The organism is Parasphingopyxis sp., from assembly GCF_028279465.1.
In the GTDB taxonomy this organism is placed as follows: Bacteria; Pseudomonadota; Alphaproteobacteria; order Sphingomonadales; family Sphingomonadaceae; genus Parasphingopyxis.
In genome coordinates this window covers 441,965-468,779 of record NZ_JANQNS010000015.1, presented here as the reverse complement: position 1 = coordinate 468,779, position 26,815 = coordinate 441,965, and the positions used below count along the sequence as shown (strand labels likewise).

The following is a 26,815-nucleotide window of genomic DNA, read 5'->3' as shown; positions in this document are numbered from 1 at the left end:
ATTATAATAGGGATATGTCCCTTTCGCCTGCTTTCCTCGACGAACTGCGCATGCGTACGACGCTGTCCAGCGTCATCTCGAAGCACACGAAACTCCAGAAAGCCGGCCGCGAGTGGAAGGCCTGCTGCCCCTTTCACAAGGAAAACACGCCTTCCTTCTTCGTCAATGATGAGAAGGGTTTCTATCATTGCTTCGGCTGCGGCGCGCATGGCGACGCGATCAGCTTTATCACCGAGACGCGTGGGCTGACTTTCATCGATGCGGTAAAGGAACTGGCGGAAAACGCTGGGATGCAGATGCCTGCACCCGATCCCCGAGCGCGTGAGCGGCAGGAGAAATCAGCATCCCTGCGTGACGTGATGGAAGCGGCGGCCAACTGGTATGTAGAGCAACTAAACGGTCCTACGGGTGCGGAGACCCGGACTTATCTCGAAGAACGCGGTATCACGAAAGAGACGCAGCGCGCCTTCGGCCTCGGCTTCGCGCCCGATGCGCGCGGCAAGCTGGAAGAGGCACTCAAGCAGTTCCCGCGCGATATGCTGATCGAGGCGGGTCTGATCGCCGTGCCGGAAGACGGGCGCTCGCCCTATGATCGTTTCCGCAGTCGGCTGATGTTCCCGATCCGCGACCCGCGCGGCCGGGTCATCGCGTTCAGCGGCCGCATCATCGGTGACGGCAAACCCAAATATCTGAACTCGCCGGACACCCCGCTCTTCGACAAGGGCCGGACGATCTACAATTTCGATCGCGCCTCGCCCGCGGCACGCGACGCCAAACGAATTATCGTTGTCGAAGGCCAGATGGACGTCATCGCGCTCGACCAGGCCGGTTTCAGCGAAGCCGTCGCCCCGCTCGGCACCGCCGTGACCGAGCACCAGCTCGCAATGCTCTGGCGGATCGACGAAGCGCCGATCTTCTGTTTCGATGGCGATGCGGCCGGGCAAAAGGCCGCAATGCGCGCCGTGGACCGCGCCATGCCGGCGATCCGGCCCGACCGAACGCTGGCCTTCGTTCAATTGCCACCGGGTCAGGACCCGGACGATGTGATCCGGTCCGGCGGCACGGATAGCCTGCGCGCGCAATTTAACGCACCGCTGAGCCTTGATGCGTTCCTGTGGCGGCACGAGGCGGCGAAGATCGACCCGAAAAGCCCCACGGCGCGCGCCAAACTCAAGCAACGCATGAACGCTCTGGCTGACGCTATTGGCGATCCGGCCATGCGGCAGGAGTTCGGCCGCGAATTCCGCCAGCGCTTCTGGGACGCGTTCGGCTGGAAAAAGAAGGAAGTCGATTTCGTCCGCGAGGCAATGGCGGCGACGGCCGGGCGCAACCGGCTCACCGGGCTCGATACCTATGTCCGCGCCATTCTTCTCGGCCTCTCGCGCTATCCGGCAGTCGTCAAATCGCGCGCGGATCAGATTCAATCTCTGGTCATCGGCGAAACGGTGCTCGCGCGCTGGCGCGACCTCCTCGTCGGCGCGGCTTTCGAGCGGCCGGACCTTGATGAAGACATGATCGAAACCATATTGACCGATGCGGACTTGGAATCGGCGGAAAAACGGCATTCCTGGCGCGATCTGGGCTTCTCTTTCTTCTATCGGAAGACGGAACCGGAAATCGCGATACGGGATCTGGAAGCCGCTATCGAAACCATCGCCCGCAGCCAGGAACTCGATCAGAATCTGGAAAATGTGCGCGCCAATCTGGAACAAGCGGCCGAGTCAGAGGATTTTGAGAGTGTCTGGAACAGGGAGTCGGAACGGCGCAAGCAATTGATGGCGGAAAAGCAACGCTTGCACGACGAGTTGGAATCATTAGGGGAAGCCGCTGCGTAGCGGCGACAAGCACAAGGTTATTCATGGCAAAAGCAAAAACGGCGGCAAAAGACGATACCGACGCACCGGTAATCGATCTCAACCAGGCTTCGGTCAAGAAGCTCATCACCAAGGCGAAGAAGCGCGGCTATCTCACCTATGACGAGCTAAACGAGGCGCTGCCGCAGGATCAGATGGACTCCGACCAGATCGAGGACGCGATGTCTGCGCTCTCGGAAATGGGCATCAACCTTGTCGAGAATGAAGATGCCGGCGAAGAGGAGCAGGCCGAAGAGAAGGCCCAGCCCAAATCGATCGACGGCAAGGACAAGAAGACCGTCGAGGCGCCGAAGAAGAAAACAGCCGCCGACCGCACCGACGATCCGGTCCGCATGTATCTGCGCGAGATGGGCGCAGTGGAGCTGCTAAGCCGCGAAGGCGAGATCGCCATCGCCAAGCGGATCGAAGCCGGGCGGGACATGATGATCATGGGGCTGTGCGAAAGCCCGATCACCTTCAACGCGATCATCGAGTGGTCGGATGCGCTCAACAATGAGGAAATGCAGCTCCGCGAAATTCTCGATCTCGAGGCGATGCTGACCAAGGGGCCGACCGCCGAGGAAGTCGAGAATGACGACGATGACGGCGAGATTTCGGAAAAAACGGCTGGCCCCTCGATCAAAGACGATGATGACGATTATGACGAGGATGACGAAGGCGATGATGAGGATGGCGGCGACGATGATGTCGATGCCGCGACCGCCAAGCGCCGCCGCGAAGAAGATGAGGACGACGACAATCAGCTCTCCCTTGCGCAGATGGAAGAGGCGCTGAAGCCTGACGCGCTCGAGCGCTTCGCCAAGATCACCAAGCTCTACAAGACCTTCTCGAAGATCCAGGAGCGCCGGCTGGAAGCGCTGGGTTCGACCAAGGAGTTTCCGAAGGGTCAGGAAACGCGCTATCAGAATCTGCGCGAAGAGCTGACCGCCGAGGTCGAAAGCGTCCAGTTCCACGCGACCAAGATCGAATATCTGGTTGATCAGCTCTACAGCTACAACCGACGGCTCACCGCTCTCGGCGGCCAGATGCTGCGCCTCGCCGAACGCCACAAAGTGCCGCGCAAATCCTTCCTCGAAGAATATATGGGCCGCGAGCTCGAAGACGGCTGGCTAAAAAAAGTCGCCAAGATCGACGCCAAGTGGAAGAAATTCGCGGACAAGGAAGGCGAAGCCGTCGACCGCATCCGCACCGAAATCGCCGAGATCAGCCAAGCGACGGGTACTTCGCTCAGCGAGTTCCGCCGTATCGTGAATATGGTACAGAAGGCCGAACGCGAAGCGCGGATCGCGAAGAAGGAAATGGTCGAGGCTAACCTCCGCCTCGTGATCTCCATCGCGAAGAAATACACCAATCGCGGGCTGCAGTTCCTGGACCTGATCCAGGAGGGCAATATCGGCCTCATGAAGGCCGTCGATAAGTTCGAATATCGCCGCGGCTACAAGTTCTCGACCTATGCAACCTGGTGGATCCGCCAGGCGATCACGCGGAGCATCGCCGATCAGGCGCGCACGATCCGCATCCCTGTGCATATGATCGAGACGATCAACAAGCTGGTCCGGACGAGCCGCCAGTTCCTGCACGAGCAGGGCCGCGAGGCGACGCCTGAAGAAATGGCCGAGCGCCTCTCGATGCCGCTTGAAAAGGTCCGCAAGGTGATGAAGATCGCCAAGGAGCCGATTTCGCTGGAGACTCCGATCGGCGACGAGGAAGATTCGCATCTCGGCGATTTCATCGAGGACAAGAATGCGATCATCCCGGTCGATGCGGCAATCCAGTCGAACCTCAAGGAAACGGTGACGCGCGTGCTCGCTTCACTGACCCCGCGCGAGGAACGGGTGCTGCGTATGCGCTTCGGCATCGGCATGAACACCGATCATACGCTCGAAGAGGTCGGCCAGCAGTTCAGCGTGACCCGCGAGCGCATTCGCCAGATCGAAGCGAAAGCGCTCCGCAAGCTCAAACATCCAAGCCGCAGCCGCAAGATGCGGAGCTTCCTCGACCAATAGGCCCGAGCATGGATTCGCCTATTCGAACAGCGCCTTCAAGTTATCGAAAAAGGCGCGCGATATCGCGTGGGAATCATGTTCGCGCCGGAAGGCTGCGAAATCGGTCGGGATCAGGCGATGATCGAAATCGAGCAGCGCCCTGCCCAACGCCGCGGGATCGGTATTGTCGTAGAGCGCGATGCCATAATGGCTGAGCCGCTGAAATGCCGGTTCGTTCGGCGCGATAACGGGGCAATCGAAGGATAGCGCGAGCATTGCCGCGCCCGAATTGAGCTGGTCGCCCGAATAGGGAAGCACCGCCGCGTCCGCAGTCCGGAAATAGAGCTGGATATCATCGTCCGGCACCTTGTTCGGGAAATAGCGGATCGCCGGATCGCGCGATGCCTCTTTGGACACCTCGGCGACATAGTCTTTGTCCGAGGGAAATCCGGCGATGATCAGCCGCAGGTCATGGCAGCCCTGTCGGCGCGCGGCCTGAAACGCTTCGATCAACCGGCTAATGCCCTTGTAGCGCTGCACCGATCCGAAAAAGAGCAATATCCGCGCGCCGGGATCGAAACCGATCCGCTCGCGCGCTTCAGCCCGTTCGATATGGTCGGCATAGGCCCCGCCATAATGCGGATGGCCGACATTGAACCAGTGACCGATCTCCACATCATAGGCCTTTTGCAGCTCGCCCGCATGGTCGCCGTCAAGCAAATGCACGGCGTCGAATTCCTGCAGGATGCGTTTACGCAGAGTGATCTCGGCTTCGGGATAGGCCGAGCGATGGGGCTTGAGATTATGTCCACTCCACACGAATCTCGCGCCGGTTCTCGTCCGGAACGTGGCGAACGCCTGAAATGCCGCGTCGATATTGGCCTGTAATTCCTCCGCACTATCGACGCCATTGCGCAACGGGTTGAACCAGTGCGCATTGAAAACAATGCCCCCGGGCCAGAAAATCTCTTCGAGCTCGGCTAGATCGGAGATGCGCTCGACGGCGAAGCCGCAGTCCGGCGCGCAACGGTAGAGTAGCGACTGAAACTTGTTCATCCGCGCGGCGGGCCAGCAGACCAGCAATCGTGGCGGTCCGTGTCCGGCGCGGTCGGCGGCAATTTCGCTATATTTGCGCGCCAGCGATTCCTCGCGCGTACACGGTAGATTGAACAGGGTCCCCGGATGGCTCATTTCGCGCTTCCGTTGGCGTCATGCCGGTCTCGCGCAAACGCATATACCGGCTCATAGAGCGCGACATTGTCGGCCCATGTTCGGGTCTCTTCGACCCATTGCCGCGCCGCTGCGACGCGCCGCGCACTGCCATCGACATCTGCAAGTGCGCCGCCGATGACGCGTGCCAGATCGCCAGCGTCGCCAGTCTTGAAATAAAGCCCGCGCTCCTCCTCGCCGAGCAGCTCGCGCGATACCGGACGGTCTGACATGATGATGGGCCGCCGCATCGCCATCGCCTCGATCGGTTTCATAGGCGTCACATAGTCGGACGCATAATCGGGCAGACGCGGCACCACGAACAGATCGATCGCCGCATAGGCGGCCGTGATCCGGCTATGATCGATCTGGCCGGTAAAGGTCACGGAATCGGTGATGCCAAGCTCGTCGACCCGCGCTTCGATGGATTCACGATGGCCGCCATCGCCGACCAGCAGAAGGTGCACATCCGGCCGATCGCCAACCAGCTGCGCCATCGCTTCACAGAGCACTTCGTGCCCTTCACGCCGAGAAATATTGGAAATATAGCCGATCACCGTCTTCCCGCTCAGCCCATATTCGCGCTTGAACACCTCGACAGAATCCGGGTCGACGTCTTCCAGGAAATGCCGTTCGACCGAATTGGGGACGATGAAAATCCGGTCCCGCTCAATCCCACGCTGTTCGAGTTGCTTGGCCATTGCTTCTGAAATAGTGACGACCGCGTCTGCGGCCTTCATGCAGCGATTTTCCTGCGCCATGCGCCGCTGCGTCATCTCGGTATCTTCGATCCCATCGAAATGCGCGGTCCAGGTATGTTCGTGGAACGAACGGACCTCGTACACGAAGGGCAGATTGTGGCTGCGCGCCAGTGCCAGCCCTTTGAGCGCATTTTCATAGCCGCGAAAACCGGACGCAGCATGGATCAGCGAGACCCTTTCTCGCTCGCATAAATCACCCAGGATATTCGTCTCAAACGTCACCATGACATCGTGCGGAATGCGTTTGCGGTCGAGCGTCGCGAGATGACAGAAATGGATCGGAACGCCCTCCCGCTCGACCGAGAAACGCCCGTCGCGTCCGCCATTCGCTTCCGTGATATTCTGCGGCAGGCGCGCGGGAGACACGGCAACGACGGGACGCAATTCCGCTTTCCGCTGCTCGGTGACGATCGACCAGTTGCGCACCGCCCCGCCCGTCGATTCGAGCGGGTAGATCGTTTTGAAGAGATGCAAGACAGTGTTCGGATCGCTGTCTTGCAGTGGCCGTTCGGGCAATAGCGGCAGCCATTCGGGATCGAGCTCGTCCAGCTGCCCGCGCTTCAGCCGCAAGGCGATGCCGGTATGGACGCTTTTCTCGCGCAGCCACAGCGCCTCGGCGAGCCGGACCTGAATGTCGACTTCGCCCAAGCCAGTGAAATCGCGCAGCAGGCTGCGCAATTTCTTAACGCCAATGCCCGCCAGCGCCTCGACCGACATCTCGCGCGCAACGTCGTGGCTGATCATATCCGAAACCGAAGCTTCGGCGCTATCGTGCCGATTACTCTCAACAGTCTCGTCCGGCTGGCCCGAAGTCTTGCTCTTCCGGAAATCGCGCCATTGGCGGACCAGCGATATCGGCAGGATTACGAGACGCAGCGGATTGCGCAGCGCCTTTTGCAGCTCGTTACCGAACCGGTACGACAGCTGGTTCATCACGCCCTGCCGGGCCGCTTCGATCTCACCGGCCGTCGCCTTTGCCCGGCCCTTCTCGTAACGACGCAGCGCAACACGCGCTTCGGCAAGCTCGTTTTCGAGCGTTTCCGCCCGTTCCAGCACCGCGCGCGAAATGCCCTGGGGCCCGCTGTCCCGCCCTTGCGGACCGTCGATGTCTTCACTGGCCATTGCGGTTCGGAGCGCTCGGATATGGGCGCATATTTGTCAAGCGTGGCGCCAGGGGCGCCGGGACGATCGCGATGCCGGCCTTAACCTCCGTCAATTCCGCCCTAACGGCTTATAAACCCGGTCTTTACGCCCGGCATCTATGGAGAGCTTTGCTCGGGACGAATGATGGCGGAAATGGCCGCCTTGATGGAGATCGATGATGAAAATTGGCGTGGTCGCATCCGCTGATCAATCCAGCCTCGGCCAGAACCTGCCGGCAATGGTCGATGGCGATGGCTCGGCGGCCCATGCCTATGTCACCAGCGAAGCGCTTAACGAAGGACCCGATGCCGCCCGCAACCTTGCCGATGCCGTCCATTATCTGAGCATCCTGCACGGCCAGCATCCCGGTGTCGTCGAACTGGCGGCGCTGAAAACGGCCCTGCCCGATGCGCGCGGCTGGCTCGATCAGGCCGAACAGGGTTTTGCCCGCGAACGGCTGTTTCTCTCGCAACTCACGGTCGCCGCCGGCCCGCTGCCTAGCACGCCCGGCCATGACAAGAGCGAAGCGGCCGCTTTAAGCCAGCGCCACGCGATCGAAACCCTGGCGCGCTCGGAACGAACCGGCTGTGCACTCGGCGCCGCGATGGCGCTGATACTGGATTGGCAGGCGATCCGCCCGGTGCTGATTTCCGCGGCCGCGCGGCTTGACGTAGAAGCCCCGCTCTCCGCGCTGCCCGAGCAGGCCGAAACGCTCGCGCTTGCCGATACGATTGGCGCGGACCAGATGGTCAACCGCGCCATGACGTTCGGCGCCGAACAGATCCTCGCCCAGCATCGCGGCCTGTGGAACCTGCTCGAAGCCCGCGAAGCCGCACGCGACATGTGGTAAGCGGCGGTATCGCCGCCCTGCCCTCGCCCGGCTCCTGCATTACTGACGGTTGCAACGCGCACCCCTTCCGCCTATCCCTTACCAATTGACGTTAACGGAAAGGCCCGCTTTCGGGCCTCTTTCATTGCAATGGGAAGGATCGCGCGTGCGTTTTGACGGAACCAAGGACTATGTCGCCACCGACGATTTGAAGGTGGCCGTCAACGCGGCCGTGACCCTACGCCGCCCGCTGCTCGTGAAGGGCGAACCCGGCACCGGCAAGACCGTTCTCGCACACGAAGTCGCCAAGGCGATCGACGCGCCGCTGATCGAGTGGAACATCAAATCGACAACCAAGGCGCAACAGGGGCTGTACGAATATGACGCTGTCGCCCGCCTGCGCGACGGCCAACTCGGCGACGAGCGCGTCCATGACATTTCCAACTATATCAAAAAGGGCAAGCTCTGGGAGGCGTTCACCTCGCCCGAACTTCCTGTCCTGCTAATCGATGAGATCGACAAGGCCGATATCGAGTTTCCGAACGACTTGCTCCAGGAACTCGATCGGATGCAATTCTATGTCTATGAGACGAAGGAAGAGATCGTCGCCAAGGAGCGCCCGATCGTCGTCATCACCTCGAACAATGAGAAAGAACTGCCCGACGCCTTCCTGCGCCGCTGCTTCTTCCATTACATCAAATTCCCCGATCGCGAGACGATGCAGGAAATCATCGACGTCCACTTCCCGGACATCCAGAAGATGCTCGTCAGCAAGGCGATGGATATCTTCTACGAAGTCCGCGACGTGCCGGGCCTCAAGAAGAAGCCGAGCACGAGCGAGCTTCTCGACTGGCTGAAACTGCTGCTCCACGAGGATATGCCGCTGGAGGTTCTCACCTCACGCGATCCAAAGAAACTGATCCCGCCGCTCCACGGCGCGCTGCTGAAGAATGAGCAGGACGTGATGCTGTTCGAGCGCCTGGCCTTTATGAGCCGGCGCGAGGGGAATTAGCGGACGGTTCTGCCCATCGCAGTTAGTGCAACACTAGCCCGCCGTCCGCGATCAGCGATTGGCCCGTGACGTAGCTCGCCCCCTCTGAAGCCAGGAACAGCACGATCGGCGCCATTTCGTCCGGCGTGCCCATGCGGCGCATCGGGATGGTGCGGACGAGCTTCGCCTTGAACTCGGCATTTTCGTCCAAGCCCGATGTCATCCGCGTTTCGATAAAGCCGGGTGCGACCATATTGGCGCGCACACCGCGCTTCGCGCCGTGATCGGCCTGGGCGCGCGTGATGCCGAGCACGGCCGCCTTGCTCGTCGTATAAGCGGGCGCGTTGGGGATGCTGAGAAAGGACGCGCAGGAGCCGATATTGACGATATTGCCGCCGCTTTTCTCAAGCAGTGGAAACAGCCGCGTCGTGATGTCGTGGATCGACATCAGATTGACTTCCAGCACGCGGCGGAATGTATCCATCTCAAACTCCGTCGCCCCACCGCCCATTCCGGCATTGTTCACAAGCACATCGAGCTGCTCGATCCCGTCGCATAGCGCGACACGCTGTGCATCGTCGCTGACGTCGCACTGGACATAGCTAAAAGCGGACAGATCATCGTCATAATCGGACGCCGATGCACGCGTGCCGGTGATCGTGACTTCTGCGCCGGCGTCCGCAAAAGCCTTCGCCGTCTCATAGCCGATGCCCTGGCTGCCGCCCGTCACCAGCACATGCTTGCCCGAAAAATCGCTCATATCGCTCTCCTACGTTGTCCGCTGCTTTCCTACACGGTTTCGATCTGTCATAGTTGCCGTCAACGGAAAGCCGTACAAGTTTTTTGCTTTTTTCAGTGTGTGAAGCCGTGTGAAGTTATCGGCCCCGTCCGGACCAATATCGAAAGCCCGCCCATGTTTTTCTCCTTTGTCGATGAACTGCGCACCGCCGGCATCCCGGCCAGCCTGAAAGAGCATCTCACCCTGCTCGACGCGCTCGACAAGGATGTGATCGAGCGACGGCCAGAGGATTTCTATTTCCTCGCCCGCGCCACCTTCGTGAAAGACGAGGGCCTGCTCGACCGGTTCGACCAGGTGTTCGCGAAAGTCTTCAAGGGCATCGAAACGACCTATGGCGAGGATGCGGTCGAGCTACCCGAGGACTGGCTGAAAGCCGTCGCCGAAAAATATCTCTCGGAAGAGGAAATGGCCGAGATCGAGAAGCTCGGCAGCTGGGAAGAGATTATGGAGACGCTGAAGGAGCGGCTCGAGGAACAGCAGAAACGCCACGAAGGCGGCAATAAATGGATCGGCACGGGCGGCACCTCGCCTTATGGGAATTCGGGCTACAACCCCGAGGGTGTGCGGATCGGCGGCAAGGCCAAGCATGGCAAGGCGGTCAAGGTCTGGGAAAAGCGCGAGTTCCAGAATCTCGATTCGACCAAGGAACTCGGCACCCGCAATATCAAGGTCGCGCTGCGACGGCTGCGGAAATTCGCGCGGGACGGGGCGCAGGACGAGCTCGATATCAAGAGCACGATCGATGGCACGGCGCGCAAGGGTTGGCTCGATATCCATATGCGCGCCGAACGCCGCAACGCCATCAAGGTGCTGCTGTTTCTCGATGTCGGCGGCTCGATGGATCCGCACATCAAGCTGTGCGAAGAACTGTTCAGCGCCGCGACCAGCGAATTCAAGAATCTCGAATTCTTCTACTTCCACAACTGCCCGTATGAAGGCCTGTGGAAGGACAACCGGCGGCGCTTTTCCGAACGCACGCCGACCTGGGACGTGCTCCACAAATATGGGCATGATTATAAACTCGTCTTTGTCGGGGACGCCTCGATGAGCCCCTATGAGATCACCCATCCGGGCGGCTCGGTCGAGCATTTCAACGAGGAGGCCGGCGCGGTGTGGATGCACCGGCTGACCAACACCTATCCCGCGGCGGCCTGGCTCAACCCCGTGCCCGAGGCGCAGTGGGGCTATTCACAGAGCACCAAGGTGATCCGCGAGCTTATGAACGACCGCATGTATCCGCTGACGCTGGACGGGCTTGACGACGCGATGCGGGAATTGACGCGGAAGCAGGGGAATTAGTGGCAGGCTCCCGCGCCGCAGGATTCGCCGCATCGGCTGGCGCAGCGGTCGGCGGACTGATCGCCGGTAACATACTCTTCCCGCTGGAGCCGGGTCAGGCTGCAATCGACGCCCTGCCCTTCACGCTGATCGGCGCGTTTCTTATCCTCTGGCCGATGCATGCGGTGCTGGCCCGGAAGATGAAAGCCGATCTCGGACGATATGCCGTGCTAGCCGTTTGCGGCTTTGCAGCCGGCGGACTGTTGCTGGGCCTGACGCTGGCGATTGCCGGGGTCTCCCACCCGAAAGCGCTCGATCTCGCGCTTATCGGCGCGAGCTATGGCGGGCTAACGGCGATATGCTGGTCCGCGTTGCATTGGGCCTTCGCGCGTATCGCCGACAAGGCGGCGCGGCGATCACGGGAAAACGCCTGATATGGCACGCCGCACGCCGCCTCTTCCGAGCCGGCCGCACGGCGAAACCCATCTCGTGCACCGTGTCGGCTGGCTGCGCGCCGCCGTGCTGGGCGCCAATGACGGGATCGTCTCGACCGCCAGCCTGATCGTCGGCGTCGCCGCCGCGGCAACGAGCCGGGAGAGCGTGATTATCGCCGGGGTTGCCGCGCTGGTTGCCGGCGCGATGTCGATGGCGGCGGGCGAATATGTCTCGGTGAGTTCGCAGGCCGACACCGAAAAAGCCGATCTCAAGCGCGAGCGCCGCGAACTGACGGAACAGCCCGCCGCAGAGCTCCACGAGCTCGCCGCTATCTACGAAAAGCGCGGCCTCGATCGCGAAACCGCGCGGACCGTCGCGCACCAGCTTATGGAGCATGATGCGCTCGCCGCCCATGCCCGCGACGAACTGGGCATCTCGGATACAGGACGGGCCCGGCCGGTGCAGGCCGCGCTAGCGTCTGCTGCAGCGTTCGCAACTGGGGCGGCGCTGCCGCTCGCAATAGCTTTGATCGCTCCGCTGGAAGCGCTGATCGCCTGGGTCGCCGCCGCCACTTTGCTTGCCCTGGCACTGCTCGGCGTCGCCAGTGCGCGGGCGGGCGGCGCGAAAATCGGCGTTGCGACAGCGCGGATTATCTTCTGGGGCGCGTTGGCCATGGCAGTGACGGCAGGCATCGGCACGCTTATCGGGTCGGCGGTCTAGGACGAGCGGTAGGTTAGACTGGCCTCCAACTCCGTGCGCCATGCGGTCTCATCGGGCTGGGTTATTGCCTCAAGATCCCCCGGTTCGGCTTGGCTGTCATCCACCCATTCCCGCAGCAGGGGTGAGCCATTGATCACATCGATAGCCAGCACGTCTTCGGTATATTCATAGGCGAAATCCTTGCCGCGCCAGATTTCATAGTCCGGATAGAACCGCCGGATCGCCTTAAAGGCCAGCGCCTGGAGCCGCCACGGCTTGAACTGTTGGTGATCATATGCGCTACCCTCGGCATGGATATGGACGCCATGGCAGAGTTCGCCGACATGCTTGTGAAAGGTGGGCTGGAACCAGATTTCGCGCAGCGTGCAGCCAGCCAGCCAATCCGGCGCAAGCCGCTCCATCTCGGCCAGCACGGCATGGGCGTTGATATCTGGCGCGCCGAAGATTTCGAGCGGGCGCGTTGTCCCCCTGCCCTCGCTCAGCGTCGTGCCTTCCAGCATCACTGTGCCGGCATAGGCGCGCGCCATGTTGAGGTTGGCAGCGTTAGGGCTCGGGTTGATCCAGATGCGGCTCTCCGGCCAGCCGTAGCCCGGCCCGCTGTCCGGCGCCCAGCCTTCCATCTCGATCACCCGATAGTCGACGTCGATGCCGAAATGGCCGATAAACCAGCGCCCCATCTCGCCCATCGTGAGTCCGTGCCGCATCGGCATTGGCCCGGCCCCGACAAAGCTCTCCCAGCCCTCGCGCAAAGTCATCCCCTCGATCGGGCGGCCCGCGGGGTTGGGGCGATCCAGCACCCAGACCGATTTGCCATGCGCGGCGGCGGCTTCGAGCATGTAGCGCAGCGTCGTGATGAAGGTGTAGATGCGGCAGCCCAGATCTTGCAGGTCAATCAGCACCGTATCGAAGGTGCCCATCGACTGGCCGGTTGGGCGGCGGACTTCGCCATACAGGCTGAATACGGGTATGCCGTACACCGGATCGCTATCATCCTGGGTCTCGACCATATTGTCCTGCTTGTCGCCCTTGATCCCATGCTGCGGCCCGAAAGCGGCGGTGACGTTGATCCCGGCGGCAATCAGCGCGTCGAGGCTATGGGTAAGATCGGCGGTGACAGACGCCGGATGGGCAAGCAGCGCAACCCGCTGCCCTTCCAGCGGGTTGCGGAGTTCGGGGTCTTCGAGAAGGCGATCAATTCCGAATTTCATGCGGCCTCGGGTGGCGTCAATCGCGCCGCAAAGCAATCCGCATGATGGAATTCCGGTTTGCCCTCGGGATGCCGATAGCCCCAATATGTCTTGTTCCCGTCGGCATCGACGATGATCGCCGATATTGCCGCCAGCATGGCCGGGTAGATTCGATCAGGCGGAAGGGTGACATCGACCTCAAGCGCGAAATAGCTATCGCCTGCATCGAGCGGAGCAATGGCCGGATCGGATGGAACCGCAAGGTCATGCGCACCTTCGCGGAAATGGGTGAAGCCATAGGCCGCCCATCTACTCGAGGGAGAAAAGTTGAACTCGTAATAAGGCGCTGCTCCGGGTTCGCGCAGGAACAATTCGAAACAGGTCGAATGCCAGAGATCGTCCATGCGTTCCGGTTCCGCGGGACCGGGAATGAAGAGACGATCGACCGGACAATCGACAAAATAGCGCAACCACAGCGTGTCGCGCGATTTCCATTCATGCTTCACTTCAACGCCGTGCACGGTATCAGTCGGCGTGTCGGGATGGCAGGAAAGCCGAAAAGTCATACGGCCTTTTGGCAAGTTTGGGCCCGGCGGCATAGGCGCAATTGCACAGCTCGCGCCCAGCCTGTAACGGACGCCGCATGACCGAATACCGATCCGATCTGCTGCGCCTACTCGAAGAACGCGGCCATATCCATCAGCTGACCGACGCTGAGGGGTTGGACGCGCTCGCCGCCAAACAGGTCGTGGCCGGCTATGTCGGTTTCGATCCGACCGCGCCCTCGCTCCATATCGGCAATCTCGCCTCAATCATGCTGCTTCGCCGCGTGCAACAGGCGGGGCATCGGCCGATAGTGATCATGGGCGGTGGCACGGCGAAGATCGGCGATCCGTCCGGCAAGGACGATGTGCGCCAGCTGCTAACCGAGGAAAAACTCGCCACAAATATCGCTGCCATCCACGATTCCTTCGCCAAAATCCTGCGCTTTGACGATAGCGAAACCGGCGCGCTGCTCATCAATAACGACGATTGGCTTTCCGAACTCGGCTATATCGAGTTTCTACGGCAGGTCGGCCAGCATTTTTCGATCAACCGGATGCTGACCTTCGATAGCGTCAAACTCCGCCTCGATCGCGAACAGCCGCTCACCTTTCTCGAATTCAATTATATGATCCTGCAGGCCTACGATTTCCTGAAGCTCGCGCGCGATCATGGGTGTCAGCTGCAGCTCGGCGGTAGCGACCAATGGGGCAATATCGTCAACGGCATCGAGTTGGCGCGGCGGATCGACGGCGCGGAGCTGTTCGGCGTTACCGCGCCCCTGATCACAACCGCTGACGGCAAGAAGATGGGCAAATCGGTCTCCGGCGCCGTCTGGCTCAACGAAGAGCAACTGCCCAATTTCGATTTCTGGCAATATTGGCGCAACACCGACGATCGCGATGTCGGACGTTTTCTGCGGTTGTTCACCGACGTCCCGCTCGACGAGATCGCCCGGCTCGAAGAGCTCGAAGGCGCGGAGATCAACGAAGCGAAAACGCTGCTCGCCAATGCGGTAACCGCCATGGTGCGCGGCGAAGAGGCGGCCAAAGCCGCCGAAGCGACCGCGGCGGAGACCTTTGGCGCCGGTGGTGTCGGCAGGGATTTACCCACGCTCGAAGTGCCGGCGGACGGTATCCGGCTCGGCGCGGCCTGTACGGCGATCGGCTTCGCAGCTTCCAATGGCGAGGCCAAGCGCAAGATCGCCGAGGGCGCGGTGCGCATCGATGACAAGCCGGTCACCGATGCCGGCTTCGTCATCATCATCCAGCCAGGCGACGAGAAGAAACTCAGCCTCGGCAAGAAGAAGCATGGCGTGCTGACGCGCGGCTAGCCGGCTGCGCGTTCCTTTGCGATCATCCCCTCTAGCCAGCGGAATGTCGCGAAATAGACGGCGATGCCGGCCAGAACATTGGTAATCGCGATCGCCGCATAGACACCTGTGGTCGCGAACAGGAGGGTCGCGATGCCGGCGAGCGGCACATAGAGCGCGGCTGTCCGAATAAGATAGAGACCCAGCCCGAGCATCGGCCGGCCCAGCGCGTTGAATGCCCCGGCCGCTACGATCGTCACGCCATAACCCGCCAGCGTCGCCGGGACGACCCAGAGATAGAGGCGCGATTCCTCTGTGACCGTCGCGGAATCGCTGAACTGCGCCGAAAGCGGATCGGCCGCAAAGGCAAAGATCGCCGCCGTGGCGAAGCCCCAGACGATACAGATCGTCATGGCAAAGCGAACGGCCTCACGCACCCGATCGAACTTGCCCGCCCCCCAATTCTGCCCGACAAGCGGCCCGATCGAACCGGACAGCGCAAGCATCGGAATGGAGGCGAAGGATTCGAGTCGCGTGGCGACACCGAAACCGGCGACGGTCTCCGCGCCATAGACAGCCAGCATCGCCGTTACGATCGATATGCCGATCGGATTGACGGCATTGCCGAGGGCTGCGGGCAGCCCGATCCGCAAAATCTCGCGCCAGCTGTCCAGCATGTCGGCAAGGTTCGGGAGAATGAAATCCAGCATCCGGTCCCGGAAGATCAGCACCGGTATCGCGATCAGCGGGATGAACAGACGTCCGGCGACCAATGCCCAGGCCGCACCTTCGATACCCATCGCCGGGATTCCGAAACCGCCGAAAATAAAGAGCGGGTCGAGGAGGATGTTGATGACCGCAGAACCGATCATCAAGCCGCTCGGCACCAGTGTATCGCCATTGGCGCGCAGGATATTGTTGGCGACCTGCGCAATGACCAGCAATGGTAGGCTCAGATACCAGATCGTCATATAGATCTCGATCAGGTCGAGAATGCGACCCTCGGCGCCAACTAGCGAGAAGAGCGGGCGGATCGTAAGATAGCCGATAATCGCAACGAAGATGCTCAGCAGCAGCGCGAGGACCAGACTGTCCGTCGCGAGCCGTTTCGTGCGGCCGCGATCCTTGCGACCGATCGAGCGGGAAAGCACCGACCCCGTCCCTGCGGACAGGCCGATGGCAAGGCTGGTGATCGCGAAGGAGACCGGAAAAGCGAAGCTGATAGCCGCCAGCGGCTCCGTACCGAGTTGTCCGAGGAAATAGGCGTCGACAATCCCGACGGAGATCAGCGCGATGATCCCGAACACGAGCGGACCAGCCAGTCGTATCAGCTGATACCGGACACTGCCTTGGGTGAGATCGCGCTTATCCGGCATCCGCAGGGCTTTGCTGGGCATGGGCCAGCCTGACAAGTGCGTTTGTCGAAAATCCCGGATTTCCGGAAATACCGAATGGTAAACCGCGAATTAGCCACATCGCTTTGGGAGCGTTTAAAGAGTTTGTGCCACTACAATCGCGTGATTCCAGTGTTTTGGGAGATTTCGGGATGAGTGCGCAACCTCTTGCCCAGCATATTTTTGACGTTGAGAAGCGCCGGGCGGCGCGTGACGCCGTCTCGATCCGTGCCGCGCTGCACGAACCGGGTGAGGACGGCCACGAAATTCTCGTCGGCAACCTCTCGCCCTTTGGGTTTATGGCGATTTCACCGAAAGCCTATCGCGAGGGAACGCTGGTGCGTCTCGATCTGCCGCTGATCGGTGAGGTCAACGCCCGCATCGTCTGGTCACTGAGCGACCGGATCGGCGCTGAGTTCATCCGGCCCTTCGATGCGCGCGGCTATCGCCAGCTGCTCGATTCCACGCCGCACAAAGCGCAGAACGACGAAGACTAGCCCGAACGCAACAGCGGCACCGCTGCATCCCGCTTGAAGAGATAGAGCGCGATCCGCGCTGCCTCTCCGCGCGCACTTTCGATCCCCCCTTCATTGTCGATCAGCAGCCGCGCATCGTCGTTAGCGATCGGCGCAAGCTCGGCGACCAGTTCGGGCGGCGCCACGCGAAATCCGACTTCGCCGGACTGGCGCGTGCCAAGCAACTCCCCTGCCCCGCGCAATCGCAGATCTTCTTCGGCTATCCGAAAACCGTCATTGGTTTCGCGCAGCAGTTTGAGCCGCGCCCGTGCCGTTTCGCTCAGCATATCACCGCGCAATAAAAGACAGATCGATTGGGCATCGCCGCGCCCTACACGGCCGCGCAGTTGGTGGAGCTGCGCCAAACCGAAGCGGTCTGCGCCCTCGACGATCATCAGCGTCGCATTGGGCACATCGACGCCGACTTCGATGACGGTGGTCGCCACGAGCACCGCCAGCTCGGCACGCTGGAAACGCTCCATGACCGCATCTTTTTCCGGGCCTTTCATGCGGCCGTGAACCAACCCGACCCGATCTTCGCCGAATCGCGCTTGTAAGAGCCGCGCTCGCTCCTCGGCCGCCGCCTGATCCGACAGCGCGCTCTCCTCGACAAGCGGACACACCCAATAGGCCTGTCCGCCCTTGCCGATATGCCGACCCAGGCCGTCGACGATTTCGTCGAGCCTCTGAACCGACATCACCCGAGTCTCGATCGGCTGACGGCCCGGCGGCATTTCGTCGAGCCGCGACACGTCCATCTCGCCATAATGGGTCAACGTCAGTGTGCGGGGGATCGGCGTCGCCGTCATCACCAGCAGATGCGGCGGACGCTCGGCTTTCTGCGCCAGCATCATCCGCTGCGCGACGCCGAAGCGATGCTGTTCGTCGACCACCGCGAGAACGAGCTTCTTGTAGCGCACAGCTTCCTGGAAGATCGCATGCGTGCCGATCAGGATATCGATCGACCCATCGGCCAAGCCCATCAGCGTGGATTCGCGCGTCTTGCCTTTATCGCGTCCGGTCAACACGGCGACATTGACCGGCAGGCCGGAAAGCATCTTCGTGATCGTATCGAAATGTTGGCGCGCGAGTATTTCTGTCGGCGCAAGCAACGCCCCCTGCGTCCCCGACTCGACGGCCATCAGCAACGCGTTGACCGCGACCAGCGTTTTTCCAGCGCCGACATCACCCTGCAGCAAGCGCAGCATGGGCTTATCCTGCTGCACATCGGCCTCGATCTCGGTGGTGCTGCGCGATTGGGCGCTGGTTGGTTCGTACGGCAGCCGTAACTGATCCCGCAACCGACCATCCGGCCGCAGCGCCTCGCCGCGCCGGCTACGCGCCGATTGCCGAACAAGCGCCAGCGCCAACTGGTTGGCGAAAATCTCGTCATAGGCGAGCCGGCGGCGGGCTTTCTCGTCCGCCGGATTGGTATGCGCCGTCGCGATAGCAGCCCGCCAGCCCGGCCAACCCTCGCGCTCCTTCAAGCTTGGTTCGATCCATTCGGGCATCTCGGGCGCGCGCTCCAGCGCTTGTTCGGCCAGTTGGGCGATACGCTTATTCGTCAGGCCCTCGGACAGCGCGTAGACGGCTTCGCGCTTCGGAATTTCGGCAATGTCTTCGGGCTTCACAACCATGTCCGGATGCACGATCTGAAGCTCTTGTCCGTATAGCTCCATCCGCCCCGAAATCGCCCGCGCTTCGCTCAGCGGCAACAGCTTCTTCGCCCAACCCGGATTGTTGAAATAGACGAGGCTGATCACATTGCCCTCCCCGTCCGCCGCCTGAATGCGCAAGGGGCTGCGCGGCCCGCCCGCCTTATAGTCGATCGGCGTGACAATGACGGTCACCACCCGCCCGGCATCGGCCATATCGAGCGTCTCGACATGTTTCCGGTCGATCCATCCAGTGGGCAGATGAAACAGCAGATCGCCGACATGTTCGAGCTTCAGCCGCCCTAGCGGCTTGGCCAGTCCCTTCCCGACGCCCTTCAGCGTCTCGATTTCGGCAAAGAGCGGATTGAGAATCTCCGGGCGCATGATTAGGTAGGCTGTACACCGAAGCCGATAGGCCGCGCCAGCGCCTGTCGGCCTTTTGCTGTTGGAGCCGGCATGGATCACGCGGATCGCCTCAAACGCCTGAAGTTTCGCGCCTGGCATCGCGGGACGAAGGAAGCCGACCTGCTGATCGGTGGCTTTTTCGATCGGTTTTCGGCCGGGTGGACGGCGGCGGAGACCGACTGGTTCGAACGGCTGCTCGAGATCGACGATGTCTTGATCATGGCCTGGGCGATCGGCACGGAAACGCCGCCCGCTGACATCGACGGCCCGATGATGCGGCGCATGCAGCAACTGGATTACATTCCGATCGCCAAATGACCGATATTCAGACGATCCTGGACGCGCAGCAACCGCTGACGCTCAGCGGTACTCCGGCCGGTTTTCTGCCCCCGCTGATGGTGGATCTTGCGCGCGCGGCGGCGTTCAAGAGCAAGCCGCTCGTCTATATCGCGCCGGACGACGCGGCGATGCGCGGTCTTGCCGATGCGGCCGGCTATTTCGCGCCCGAGATCGAGATCATCGTTTTCCCGGCATGGGACTGCCTCCCTTATGACCGCGCCAGCCCGAGCTTGCGTATATCGGCCGAACGGCTTGCGGCATTGCACGAACTGCAGCGGGACAGTGACAGGCCCCGCATCGTGGCGACGACCGTCAACGCCGTCACGCAGCTCACCCTGACGCCGTTCCGCATCCGGCAGCTGGTTACGCGCCTCGCCCCTGGCGAGCGGATCGAGCGGGACGATCTGACCGCCAGATTGCAAGCCAATGGCTATATCCGCGTCGAGAGCGTCGCCGATTCCGGCGAATATGCCGTGCGGGGCGGGATCCTTGACCTGTTCCCATCCGGCGAGAAGGAAGCGTTACGTCTCGATTTCTTCGGCGACGAAATCGAAAGCATCCGACGCTTCGATCCCGCCGATCAGCGGACGACCGGTCGAGCGGAGAGCTTCACCCTACTCCCGGCTTCCGAGGCTCTGCTCGACGCGGAAAACATAAAGCGCTTTCGCGGCCGCTATCGCGAGCTGTTCGGCGCCACGGCGACGGGCGACCCACTATATCAGGCGATCAGCGAAGGGCGGCGGCTGGCCGGCATGGAGCATTGGCTGCCATTATTCGAAGAATCGCTGGCGACATTTTTCGATCATCTCGAGAGTGACGCAATCCATGTCCGCGACGGCGGCACGCCAGCCGCCGCCGAAGCGCGTTTCGAGGCGATCTCCGATTATCATCGCAACCGCGAAAATATGCGCACGTCCGAACCGGGCAGCTACCGCCCGCTCGATCCGGACACATTGTATCTCTCCGATGCGCAATGGCAGACGCAGATAACGGAATCGCCGCTGCACCTCACCAGTCCATTTCCCGAACCGGAAAGCGATACTGTTATCGATATGGGCGTCAGCAGCGCGCGCGACTTTGCACCAGAGCGCAAAGCGAATGCGAACGTCTATGAGGCGGTCGTCTCGCACATCGAAACACTGCGCAGGGACGGCAAGACGGTCATTCTGGGCAGCTATAGCCGCGGGGCGCGCGAGCGGCTCGGCGGGTTGCTCGAAGAGCATGGCCTCGCTGACGCCGCAATTGCAGACGATTGGCAGGCGGCGCTCGGCAGCGGGGTCGCGCTATCGGTCATCCCGCTCGATCATGGTTTCACGGCACGAGATGTCGCCGTCCTTACCGAACAGGACATGCTCGGCGACCGATTGCGGCGGCGCACGCGGCGCAAGAAGGACGCCGATGCCTTTTTCAACGAGCTTGCGACGCTCTCGCCGGGCGATCTTGTCGTCCATAGCGAACATGGCATCGGCAAATATGAGGGGCTGACTTCGATCCCCGTCGGCAATGCGCCACACGATTGCGTCGCGCTCGAATATGCAGGCGGCGACAAGCTCTACGTGCCGGTCGAGAATCTCGATGTGCTCTCGCGCTACGGCGCGACTGCCGACGGCGTCGGGCTAGACAAGCTCGGCGGCGAAGGCTGGCAGCGGCGCAAGGCGCGGATGAAGGACCGGATCCGCGAAATCGCCGGCGATCTTATCGAAACCGCCGCCGCGCGGGCTCTGCGCAAGGCCGATATCGCGAAACCCGATGGAAGCTATGCAAGTTTCGTCGACCGCTTCCCCTATGCCGAAACCGAAGACCAGGACCGGGCCATCGAGCAGGTCATCGCTGATCTCGGTAAGGGCACGCCGATGGACCGGCTGGTGTGCGGCGATGTCGGTTTCGGTAAGACGGAGGTGGCATTGCGTGCCGCCTATGTCGCGGCGATGGCGGGGATGCAGGTCGCGCTTGTCTGTCCGACCACCCTACTCGCCCGGCAACATTTTTCCAGTTTCACGGAGCGCTTTTCGGGCTTTCCGATGAAGATCGGCCGCCTGTCCCGGCTCGTGCCGAACGCGGAGGTCAAGGCGACGCGCGAAGGCGTGGCCGATGGGTCTATCGATATCGTAATCGGCACGCATGCGCTGCTCGCCAAGTCGGTCGAGTTCAAGCGGCTTGGCCTCGTAATCGTCGACGAAGAGCAGCACTTTGGCGTTGTGCACAAGGAACGGCTGAAAGCGCTGAAATCCGACGTCCATGTGCTCACACTGACCGCCACCCCGATCCCGCGCACGCTGCAGATGGCGATGTCGGGTTTGCGCGAACTCTCCGTCATCCAGACACCGCCGATCGACCGGCTGGCCGTACGCACCTATGTCATGCCCTGGGATCCGGTCGTGCTGCGCGAGGCGTTGCTGCGCGAACATTATCGCGGCGGGCAGAGCTTTTTCGTCGCCCCGCGCATAGCCGACCTGCCCGATCTCGAAGAGTTTCTGCGTGAAGAAATCCCCGAGGTCAGCTTCATCACCGCGCATGGCCAAATGCCCCCGACGACCGTCGAAGAACGTATGAGCGCCTTTTACGACAAGAAATATGACGTGCTGCTCTCGACGACAATCGTGGAGAGCGGGCTCGATATCCCCTCGGCTAACACGCTGATCGTCCATCGCGCCAACCAGTTCGGCCTCGCTCAGCTCTATCAGCTGCGCGGCCGTGTCGGGCGTTCAAAGGAACGCGCCTATGCCTATCTGACGACACCGGCCAACAGGATCGTGACGGAAGCGGCGGAGAAACGGCTCGGTGTACTCTCCGATCTCGAATCTTTGGGCGCGGGCTTCCAACTCGCGAGCCACGATCTCGACCAGCGCGGCGCGGGCAACCTGCTCGGCGACGAACAGTCGGGCCATATCAAGGAGGTTGGTTTCGAACTCTACCAGTCGATGCTCGAAGACGCAATTGTCGCGGCCAAGGCTGGTGATATCAGCCTCGAAGACGACAAGCGCGATTTCTCACCGCAGATCACCGTCGACGCCCCAATCCTCATTCCCGACGATTATGTGCCCGATCTCGATCTGCGCATGGGTCTCTATCGTCGCATGAACGCGCTCGAAAACCGCCAAGAAGTGGAGGCCTTCGCCGCAGAGCTGATCGACCGCTTCGGGGACATTCCCGCGCCGACTGCCAATCTGCTTAAGGTGATCGAGACGAAGCTCAACGCCAAGGCTGCGCATGTCGCCAAGATCGACGTCGGCCCGCGCGGCGCGCTGGTCAGCTTCTTCAAGGACAGTTTCCCGAATCCGGCCGGACTTATCGACTATGTCGAACGGCTGAAGGGCACCGCCAAGCTCCGCCCGGATCACAAACTCGTCATCACGCGCAATTGGGGCGATCCGCAGGCGCGGCTCAACGGCGCTTTGCAACTCTCGAAAGGTCTCGCCAAGGCTGCGCGTTAGTTTTGCGCCGACACCGTTTTCGCAAGTGCTTCGACATCGATCGGCGGCGAACAGAGAAAACCCTGGTAGAGTTCGCAGCCCTGCTCGGCGAGCAGTTCAAGCTGCTCCTGTGTTTCGACGCCCTCGGCAATCACCGACAGGCCGAGAGACCGCGCCATCTCGATAACCCCGGTCACGACAATGCGGTCCCGCGCGCTGCCAGCAATGTCCTGACTCAGCCGGCGGTCGATTTTGAGATAATCGAGCGGCAAAGATTTCAGATAGGCGAGACTCGAATAGCCGGTCCCGAAATCGTCAATCGCGACGCGAAAGCCTTCCGCTCGAAGCCGCGCAAGCCGATCGGCCGCGACGCCAAGATCTTCGATAAGACCGCTTTCGGTAACCTCAGCCGTCATCCGGGATCGCTCGAAACCGGATGTGTCGACCATATCGACGAAACGATCGACAAAATCAGCTTCCGCCATGTCGGCGGCGGTCACATTGATCGACAGCCGCAGATCTTTGAGAACATCCGGCCATTGCGCCGCCATCCGTACCGCCTTGGCCTGCACATGCGCTGACAATTCGGTCACATAATCCGAGCGCTCGGCCGCCGCGAAAAGCGCAATCGCGCCCAGTTCGCCAAATTGCGGATGCCGCCAGCGCGCAAGGGCCTCGACGCCAAGGACCGCTCCGGAAGTCACGGACACTTGCGGCTGGAAAAGGATATCGATTTCATCGCGATCCAGCGCGAGCCGCAAATCGATCTCGAGCCGACTGTCGCGAACCGCTTCAACCGCCTCTTCCACTCCAAATACCCGGATTGGCTGACTATCGCTGTCGCGCGCCTCGGCGAGTGCCACGCTCGCGCGGCGCATGACGGCCGCCGCGTCCACATCGTCCGCCGTGTCGGTCACGATGCCGCAGCGCGCCTTGAGCCGGATTACTTGCCCGTCGGTTATGAAGGGCTGCTCGATGACGCTAACCAGCTGCCGCGCCGCGAATTCCGCTTCGTCGAGCGTGACACCGGGAGCAAGGCCGACGGCAAACTCGGCACCTGCCAATCGTGCGACCAGTTTTTTCGCAACCGGCATATCGAGAACAAGCCGTTCGATCCGGCGTGCCATACTCTTGAGCGCCGCATCGCCGATCGCATTGCCATAGGCCTGGTTGATGCGTTCGAACCTGTGCAGTGAGATCAGCAATAGGGCCAGATTGCCGGATTCGGCCTGGAGCTGCCGGTCGATCCATCGATAAGCGCCGCGCACATCGCCGATACCGGTCAGATAGTCATGCTCCGCCCGCGCTGGTTCGTCGGCCTCCTCATCGGGCAGTTCGACTAGTCCCCGAACCTCGCCAGTCGCTTCGTCAAGCGTGAGATGATGGACCATCCGCTGACCGCCCGAACCGGGCATATCATGGGCGAACGCTGTGGGTTCAGCCGTCTCCGAGAGCTGTCGCAGTGTACGCGTGCCCTCCTCCGCTGCTTTCTCGCCCAGCAGCGCGGCAAAATCGTCCCAAGCTGACAGAGTGGCGTTCTCGGGCGAGAGACCGAGAAGATGGGATAGGGCCGGGTCCAGCGCCACTTCGCCGCCTTCGGGATCGAACCGCCAGCTGAGCGTGTCCCCTCCCCCGCCCGTCAGCTCGGCGGATCGATGAAAACGTCCACCCAAACGCTCGGTAAATCGGTCGGCAAAGCGCAACGCCTGCACCAACTCCTGCTCGCCAAATGGACTCGCCAGATAATGCGTCGCACCGGCCGCGAACACCGCGTCGACCTGCGCGATGTCCGTCTTGGAAATCAGCACGACAAGCGCCGCGGCATTGGCTTCCACTGGTTCCGCCAGAGCGGCGATTGCTGCGAGCCCGTCCTCGAATGCGCCGCGCGCGTCGACCAGTGCGATACGCGAACCTGAGAGAATGAAGCGCCGTTCGGCTTTCTCCAAACGCCGGGCCGCAATCGGTGTCCAGCCCGCCCGTTCGACGATGGCCGCCATTTCATTGCGTTGTCGGAACGAAATCAGGAAAAGCGGATTGCCGGTCGAAGATGCAAAGGTCGATATGGCTTTCGCCTCCACTATGCGAAAAGGCTCGCAGCGCGTGCCGATACTCTAGAGCGCCGCATGGCGCGCGCAATGTTCTGATCCACACTTGCTCCAGCACCGGCCCCGCCCTAGGGCTTGGGCATGGCTGGCGCAGCAACCACCGACACACGGCCGCTGACCGACGGGTTCGGCCGACGGATCACCTATGTGCGGATATCGGTGACCGACCGGTGCGACCTCAGATGTCGCTATTGCATGGCCGAAAAGATGGAATTTCTGCCGCGCCGGGAGATTTTGTCCTTCGAAGAAATCGATATGATCGCCGAGGCCTTTATCGCGCGCGGCGTGCGCAAAATCCGGCTGAGCGGTGGCGAACCGCTTGTCCGCAAAGGCGTAACCGATCTGGCCGCACGGCTCGGCCGTCATCTGAACGGTGGCGGTCTTGACGAACTGACGATGACCACCAATGCCACGCGTCTTGCAGACCATGCGGACGCTTTGGCGGACGCAGGCGTGAAACGCGTCAATGTCAGCCTCGATACGCTCGACCCGGATGCCTTTCGCTATATCACGCGATGGGGCGATCTGGAGAAAACGCTGGACGGCATTGCGGCGGCACAGGCGGCCGGTTTGCGCGTCAAGATCAACATGGTCGCGCTTGCCGGCATGAACGACCACCATATCGTACCGATGATGCGCTGGTGCGCTGATCAAGGCCACGATCTGACGCTGATCGAAACCATGCCGCTCGGGCATATCGACGATGATCGGAGCGATCGCTATCTGCCGCTCGATGCGGTCAAGCACGATCTCGAGCAGCAATTTTCGCTGATCCCGCTCGCCGAGCGGACAGGCGGACCAGCACGTTATTGGAATGTCGAGCAACTCGGTCTCAAACTCGGCCTGATCACCCCGCTCACCAACAATTTCTGCGATGGCTGCAACCGCGTGCGAGTTACCGTATCCGGAAAAATCTATATGTGCCTCGGGCATGACGATCATCTCGATCTCAAGTCCGCGCTGCGCGAGGGCGGGCGCGAGGCACTCGACCAGGTGCTCGATGAGGCGATGATCCGCAAGCCGCGTCGCCATGACTTCCATATTGGCGCGGATGACGCGCAGCCCGCCGTCACACGCCATATGAGCGTCACCGGCGGATGACCATCGACGGCAAATATGCGCTCGTCGCCTCGCCGACCGAGGAGGCGCAGGCGGCCGACACACTTCTGCGCGAACGGCACGAATTCGTCGATCTGAAAGAAGCGGAAGGGGTCATTGCCCTGGGCGGCGATGGCTTCATGCTACAGACTCTGCACCAGATGCTGGCTGATCACCGGATATTGCCAGTTTTCGGCATGAACCTTGGCACTGTCGGCTTTCTAATGAACGAATGGCGGCCGGACGGACTGGAGAAACGGCTCGATAAGGCGAAAACATTCTCGGTGACGCCGCTGCGCATGGACGCCGTGACGATCAACGGAGATACTGTCTCCAGCCCGGCGATCAACGAGGTCTCGCTGCTTAGAGAAACCCGGCAGACGGCGAAACTGGAAGTCATGGCGGGAGATGCTGTCGTGATAGAGGAACTGGTATGCGACGGCGTGATCGTCGCCACGCCGGCCGGTTCGACCGCCTATAACCTCTCAGCGCGCGGCCCGATCTTACCGATGGGATCGAATCTGGTCGCGCTGACGCCGATCAGCCCGTTCCGGCCGAGGCGCTGGCGCGGCGCCATATTGCCGGACACGACGCGTATCGCTTTCAGGGTTCTCGAGCCCCTCAAACGGCCGGTCAGCGCCGTCGCCGACCAACGCGAGGTGCGCGATGTTGCGACGGTGGAAGTGCGCCTCGATACGAGCCTTACGCTTTCGCTGATGTTCGATCCCGAACATGCGCTCGATGATCGTATCTGGCGTGAACAATTCATCGTTTGAGATGCTTGCATAGTTCCACAAAGCGTTGCTATAGGCGCGCGTCTGCCGG

21 protein-coding genes are annotated in these 26,815 nt (G+C 61.5%); 13 read left to right on the top strand and 8 right to left on the bottom strand.

Annotated elements, in window-relative coordinates:
- Positions 1-14: 14 nt before the first annotated feature.
- The gene (gene dnaG / locus Q0974_RS11825; RefSeq protein WP_299327820.1) at positions 15-1,835 is read left to right on the top strand and encodes a DNA primase; all 1,821 of its coding nucleotides are present in this window, start codon (positions 15-17) and stop codon (positions 1,833-1,835) included.
- Positions 1,836-1,858: 23 nt separating this feature from the next.
- Positions 1,859-3,880, top strand: a complete 2,022-nt coding sequence (gene rpoD / locus Q0974_RS11820; protein WP_299327819.1) for an RNA polymerase sigma factor RpoD — start codon at positions 1,859-1,861, stop codon at positions 3,878-3,880.
- Between the two features lie 18 nt (positions 3,881-3,898).
- Here the strand turns inward: rpoD and Q0974_RS11815 are convergent, their stop codons facing one another.
- Together Q0974_RS11815 and Q0974_RS11810 are read right to left on the bottom strand one after the other, a co-directional pair.
- A complete protein-coding gene (locus tag Q0974_RS11815) occupies positions 3,899-5,050 on the bottom strand; it encodes a glycosyltransferase (protein WP_299327818.1) in 1,152 nt (383 codons plus the stop codon).
- Positions 5,047-6,951, bottom strand: a complete 1,905-nt coding sequence (locus tag Q0974_RS11810) for a glycosyltransferase family 4 protein (RefSeq protein WP_299327817.1) — start codon at positions 6,949-6,951, stop codon at positions 5,047-5,049. Before Q0974_RS11810 ends, Q0974_RS11815 begins: the two co-directional genes overlap by 4 nt.
- A gap of 196 nt (positions 6,952-7,147) precedes the next feature.
- Between Q0974_RS11810 and Q0974_RS11805 the strand changes: the two genes are divergently transcribed.
- Positions 7,148-7,822 carry a hypothetical protein gene (locus tag Q0974_RS11805; protein ID WP_366943596.1) on the top strand — a complete coding sequence of 225 codons (675 nt, stop codon included), beginning with the start codon at positions 7,148-7,150 and terminating at the stop codon, positions 7,820-7,822.
- Positions 7,823-7,967: 145 nt separating this feature from the next.
- The gene (locus tag Q0974_RS11800; RefSeq protein ID WP_299327816.1) at positions 7,968-8,813 is read left to right on the top strand and encodes a MoxR family ATPase; all 846 of its coding nucleotides are present in this window, start codon (positions 7,968-7,970) and stop codon (positions 8,811-8,813) included.
- Positions 8,814-8,835: 22 nt separating this feature from the next.
- Here Q0974_RS11800 and Q0974_RS11795 read toward each other — a convergent pair whose 3' ends face one another.
- Positions 8,836-9,552, bottom strand: coding sequence for an SDR family NAD(P)-dependent oxidoreductase (locus tag Q0974_RS11795; protein ID WP_299327815.1), 717 nt, complete (start codon positions 9,550-9,552; stop codon positions 8,836-8,838).
- Positions 9,553-9,705: 153 nt separating this feature from the next.
- On the opposite strand from Q0974_RS11795, the gene Q0974_RS11790 reads away from it, so the two are divergent.
- The 3 genes from Q0974_RS11790 to Q0974_RS11780 are packed head-to-tail and all read left to right on the top strand — an operon-like array spanning position 9,706 to position 12,024.
- Positions 9,706-10,890, top strand: a complete 1,185-nt coding sequence (locus Q0974_RS11790) for a VWA domain-containing protein (protein WP_299327814.1) — start codon at positions 9,706-9,708, stop codon at positions 10,888-10,890.
- Positions 10,890-11,303: a hypothetical protein gene (locus tag Q0974_RS11785; protein WP_299327813.1), complete on the top strand. Its 414-nt coding sequence runs from the start codon at positions 10,890-10,892 to the stop codon at positions 11,301-11,303. Before Q0974_RS11790 ends, Q0974_RS11785 begins: the two co-directional genes overlap by 1 nt.
- 1 nt (position 11,304) lies before the next feature.
- Complete coding sequence (locus Q0974_RS11780; protein ID WP_299327812.1) at positions 11,305-12,024, top strand: VIT family protein; 720 nt, start codon at positions 11,305-11,307, stop codon at positions 12,022-12,024.
- On the opposite strand, the gene Q0974_RS11775 is transcribed toward Q0974_RS11780, so the two are convergent.
- Positions 12,021-13,232 carry a DUF1343 domain-containing protein gene (locus Q0974_RS11775; RefSeq protein WP_299327811.1) on the bottom strand — a complete coding sequence of 404 codons (1,212 nt, stop codon included), beginning with the start codon at positions 13,230-13,232 and terminating at the stop codon, positions 12,021-12,023. The genes Q0974_RS11780 and Q0974_RS11775 overlap by 4 nt on opposite strands.
- Positions 13,229-13,777 carry a DOMON-like domain-containing protein gene (locus Q0974_RS11770; protein WP_299327810.1) on the bottom strand — a complete coding sequence of 183 codons (549 nt, stop codon included), beginning with the start codon at positions 13,775-13,777 and terminating at the stop codon, positions 13,229-13,231. The genes Q0974_RS11775 and Q0974_RS11770 overlap by 4 nt, the downstream gene beginning before the upstream one ends.
- Positions 13,778-13,854: 77 nt before the next feature.
- Here Q0974_RS11770 and tyrS point away from each other — a divergent pair, with 77 nt between their 5' ends.
- Entirely contained in the window at positions 13,855-15,087 is a 1,233-nt protein-coding gene (gene tyrS / locus Q0974_RS11765; RefSeq protein ID WP_299327809.1) for a tyrosine--tRNA ligase, read from the top strand.
- Here the strand turns inward: tyrS and Q0974_RS11760 are convergent.
- Positions 15,084-16,463, bottom strand: coding sequence for an MATE family efflux transporter (locus tag Q0974_RS11760; protein WP_299327808.1), 1,380 nt, complete (start codon positions 16,461-16,463; stop codon positions 15,084-15,086). The genes tyrS and Q0974_RS11760 overlap by 4 nt on opposite strands.
- Positions 16,464-16,612: 149 nt before the next feature.
- Between Q0974_RS11760 and Q0974_RS11755 the strand changes: the two genes are divergently transcribed.
- Entirely contained in the window at positions 16,613-16,957 is a 345-nt protein-coding gene (locus Q0974_RS11755; protein ID WP_299327807.1) for a PilZ domain-containing protein, read from the top strand.
- Here Q0974_RS11755 and recG read toward each other — a convergent pair.
- Complete coding sequence (gene recG, locus Q0974_RS11750; protein ID WP_299327806.1) at positions 16,954-19,014, bottom strand: ATP-dependent DNA helicase RecG; 2,061 nt, start codon at positions 19,012-19,014, stop codon at positions 16,954-16,956. The genes Q0974_RS11755 and recG overlap by 4 nt on opposite strands.
- 72 nt (positions 19,015-19,086) lie before the next feature.
- On the opposite strand from recG, the gene Q0974_RS11745 reads away from it, so the two are divergent.
- Both Q0974_RS11745 and mfd read left to right on the top strand, forming a co-directional pair.
- Positions 19,087-19,353: a succinate dehydrogenase assembly factor 2 gene (locus tag Q0974_RS11745; protein WP_299327805.1), complete on the top strand. Its 267-nt coding sequence runs from the start codon at positions 19,087-19,089 to the stop codon at positions 19,351-19,353.
- Positions 19,350-22,808 carry a transcription-repair coupling factor gene (mfd, locus tag Q0974_RS11740; protein ID WP_299327804.1) on the top strand — a complete coding sequence of 1,153 codons (3,459 nt, stop codon included), beginning with the start codon at positions 19,350-19,352 and terminating at the stop codon, positions 22,806-22,808. Before Q0974_RS11745 ends, mfd begins: the two co-directional genes overlap by 4 nt.
- On the opposite strand, the gene Q0974_RS11735 is transcribed toward mfd, so the two are convergent.
- Positions 22,805-24,784 (bottom strand): EAL domain-containing protein, encoded by a 1,980-nt coding sequence (locus Q0974_RS11735; protein ID WP_299327803.1) that lies wholly within the window; start codon positions 24,782-24,784, stop codon positions 22,805-22,807. The genes mfd and Q0974_RS11735 overlap by 4 nt on opposite strands.
- A 189-nt stretch (positions 24,785-24,973) precedes the next feature.
- Here Q0974_RS11735 and moaA point away from each other — a divergent pair, with 189 nt between their 5' ends.
- A complete protein-coding gene (moaA, locus tag Q0974_RS11730; protein ID WP_299327802.1) occupies positions 24,974-25,993 on the top strand; it encodes a GTP 3',8-cyclase MoaA in 1,020 nt (339 codons plus the stop codon).
- Positions 25,990-26,766 (top strand): NAD kinase, encoded by a 777-nt coding sequence (locus Q0974_RS11725; protein ID WP_299327801.1) that lies wholly within the window; start codon positions 25,990-25,992, stop codon positions 26,764-26,766. Before moaA ends, Q0974_RS11725 begins: the two co-directional genes overlap by 4 nt.
- Positions 26,767-26,815 lie beyond the last annotated feature (49 nt).

Bases quoted from the DNA above. Each gene is read 5' to 3' on its own strand.
- dnaG (WP_299327820.1), top strand. From the start codon at position 15: ATGTCCCTTTCGCCTGCTTTCCTCGACGAACTGCGCATGCGTACGACG.
- rpoD (WP_299327819.1), top strand. From the start codon at position 1,859: ATGGCAAAAGCAAAAACGGCGGCAAAAGACGATACCGACGCACCGGTA.
- Q0974_RS11815 (WP_299327818.1), bottom strand. From the start codon at position 5,050: ATGAGCCATCCGGGGACCCTGTTCAATCTACCGTGTACGCGCGAGGAA.
- Q0974_RS11810 (WP_299327817.1), bottom strand. From the start codon at position 6,951: ATGGCCAGTGAAGACATCGACGGTCCGCAAGGGCGGGACAGCGGGCCC.
- Q0974_RS11805 (WP_366943596.1), top strand. From the start codon at position 7,148: ATGATGAAAATTGGCGTGGTCGCATCCGCTGATCAATCCAGCCTCGGC.
- Q0974_RS11795 (WP_299327815.1), bottom strand. From the start codon at position 9,552: ATGAGCGATTTTTCGGGCAAGCATGTGCTGGTGACGGGCGGCAGCCAG.
- Q0974_RS11790 (WP_299327814.1), top strand. From the start codon at position 9,706: ATGTTTTTCTCCTTTGTCGATGAACTGCGCACCGCCGGCATCCCGGCC.
- Q0974_RS11780 (WP_299327812.1), top strand. From the start codon at position 11,305: ATGGCACGCCGCACGCCGCCTCTTCCGAGCCGGCCGCACGGCGAAACC.
- Q0974_RS11775 (WP_299327811.1), bottom strand. From the start codon at position 13,232: ATGAAATTCGGAATTGATCGCCTTCTCGAAGACCCCGAACTCCGCAAC.
- Q0974_RS11770 (WP_299327810.1), bottom strand. From the start codon at position 13,777: ATGACTTTTCGGCTTTCCTGCCATCCCGACACGCCGACTGATACCGTG.
- tyrS (WP_299327809.1), top strand. From the start codon at position 13,855: ATGACCGAATACCGATCCGATCTGCTGCGCCTACTCGAAGAACGCGGC.
- Q0974_RS11760 (WP_299327808.1), bottom strand. From the start codon at position 16,463: ATGCCCAGCAAAGCCCTGCGGATGCCGGATAAGCGCGATCTCACCCAA.
- Q0974_RS11755 (WP_299327807.1), top strand. From the start codon at position 16,613: ATGAGTGCGCAACCTCTTGCCCAGCATATTTTTGACGTTGAGAAGCGC.
- recG (WP_299327806.1), bottom strand. From the start codon at position 19,014: ATGCGCCCGGAGATTCTCAATCCGCTCTTTGCCGAAATCGAGACGCTG.
- Q0974_RS11745 (WP_299327805.1), top strand. From the start codon at position 19,087: ATGGATCACGCGGATCGCCTCAAACGCCTGAAGTTTCGCGCCTGGCAT.
- mfd (WP_299327804.1), top strand. From the start codon at position 19,350: ATGACCGATATTCAGACGATCCTGGACGCGCAGCAACCGCTGACGCTC.
- Q0974_RS11735 (WP_299327803.1), bottom strand. From the start codon at position 24,784: ATGGCGGCCATCGTCGAACGGGCGGGCTGGACACCGATTGCGGCCCGG.
- moaA (WP_299327802.1), top strand. From the start codon at position 24,974: ATGGCTGGCGCAGCAACCACCGACACACGGCCGCTGACCGACGGGTTC.
- Q0974_RS11725 (WP_299327801.1), top strand. From the start codon at position 25,990: ATGACCATCGACGGCAAATATGCGCTCGTCGCCTCGCCGACCGAGGAG.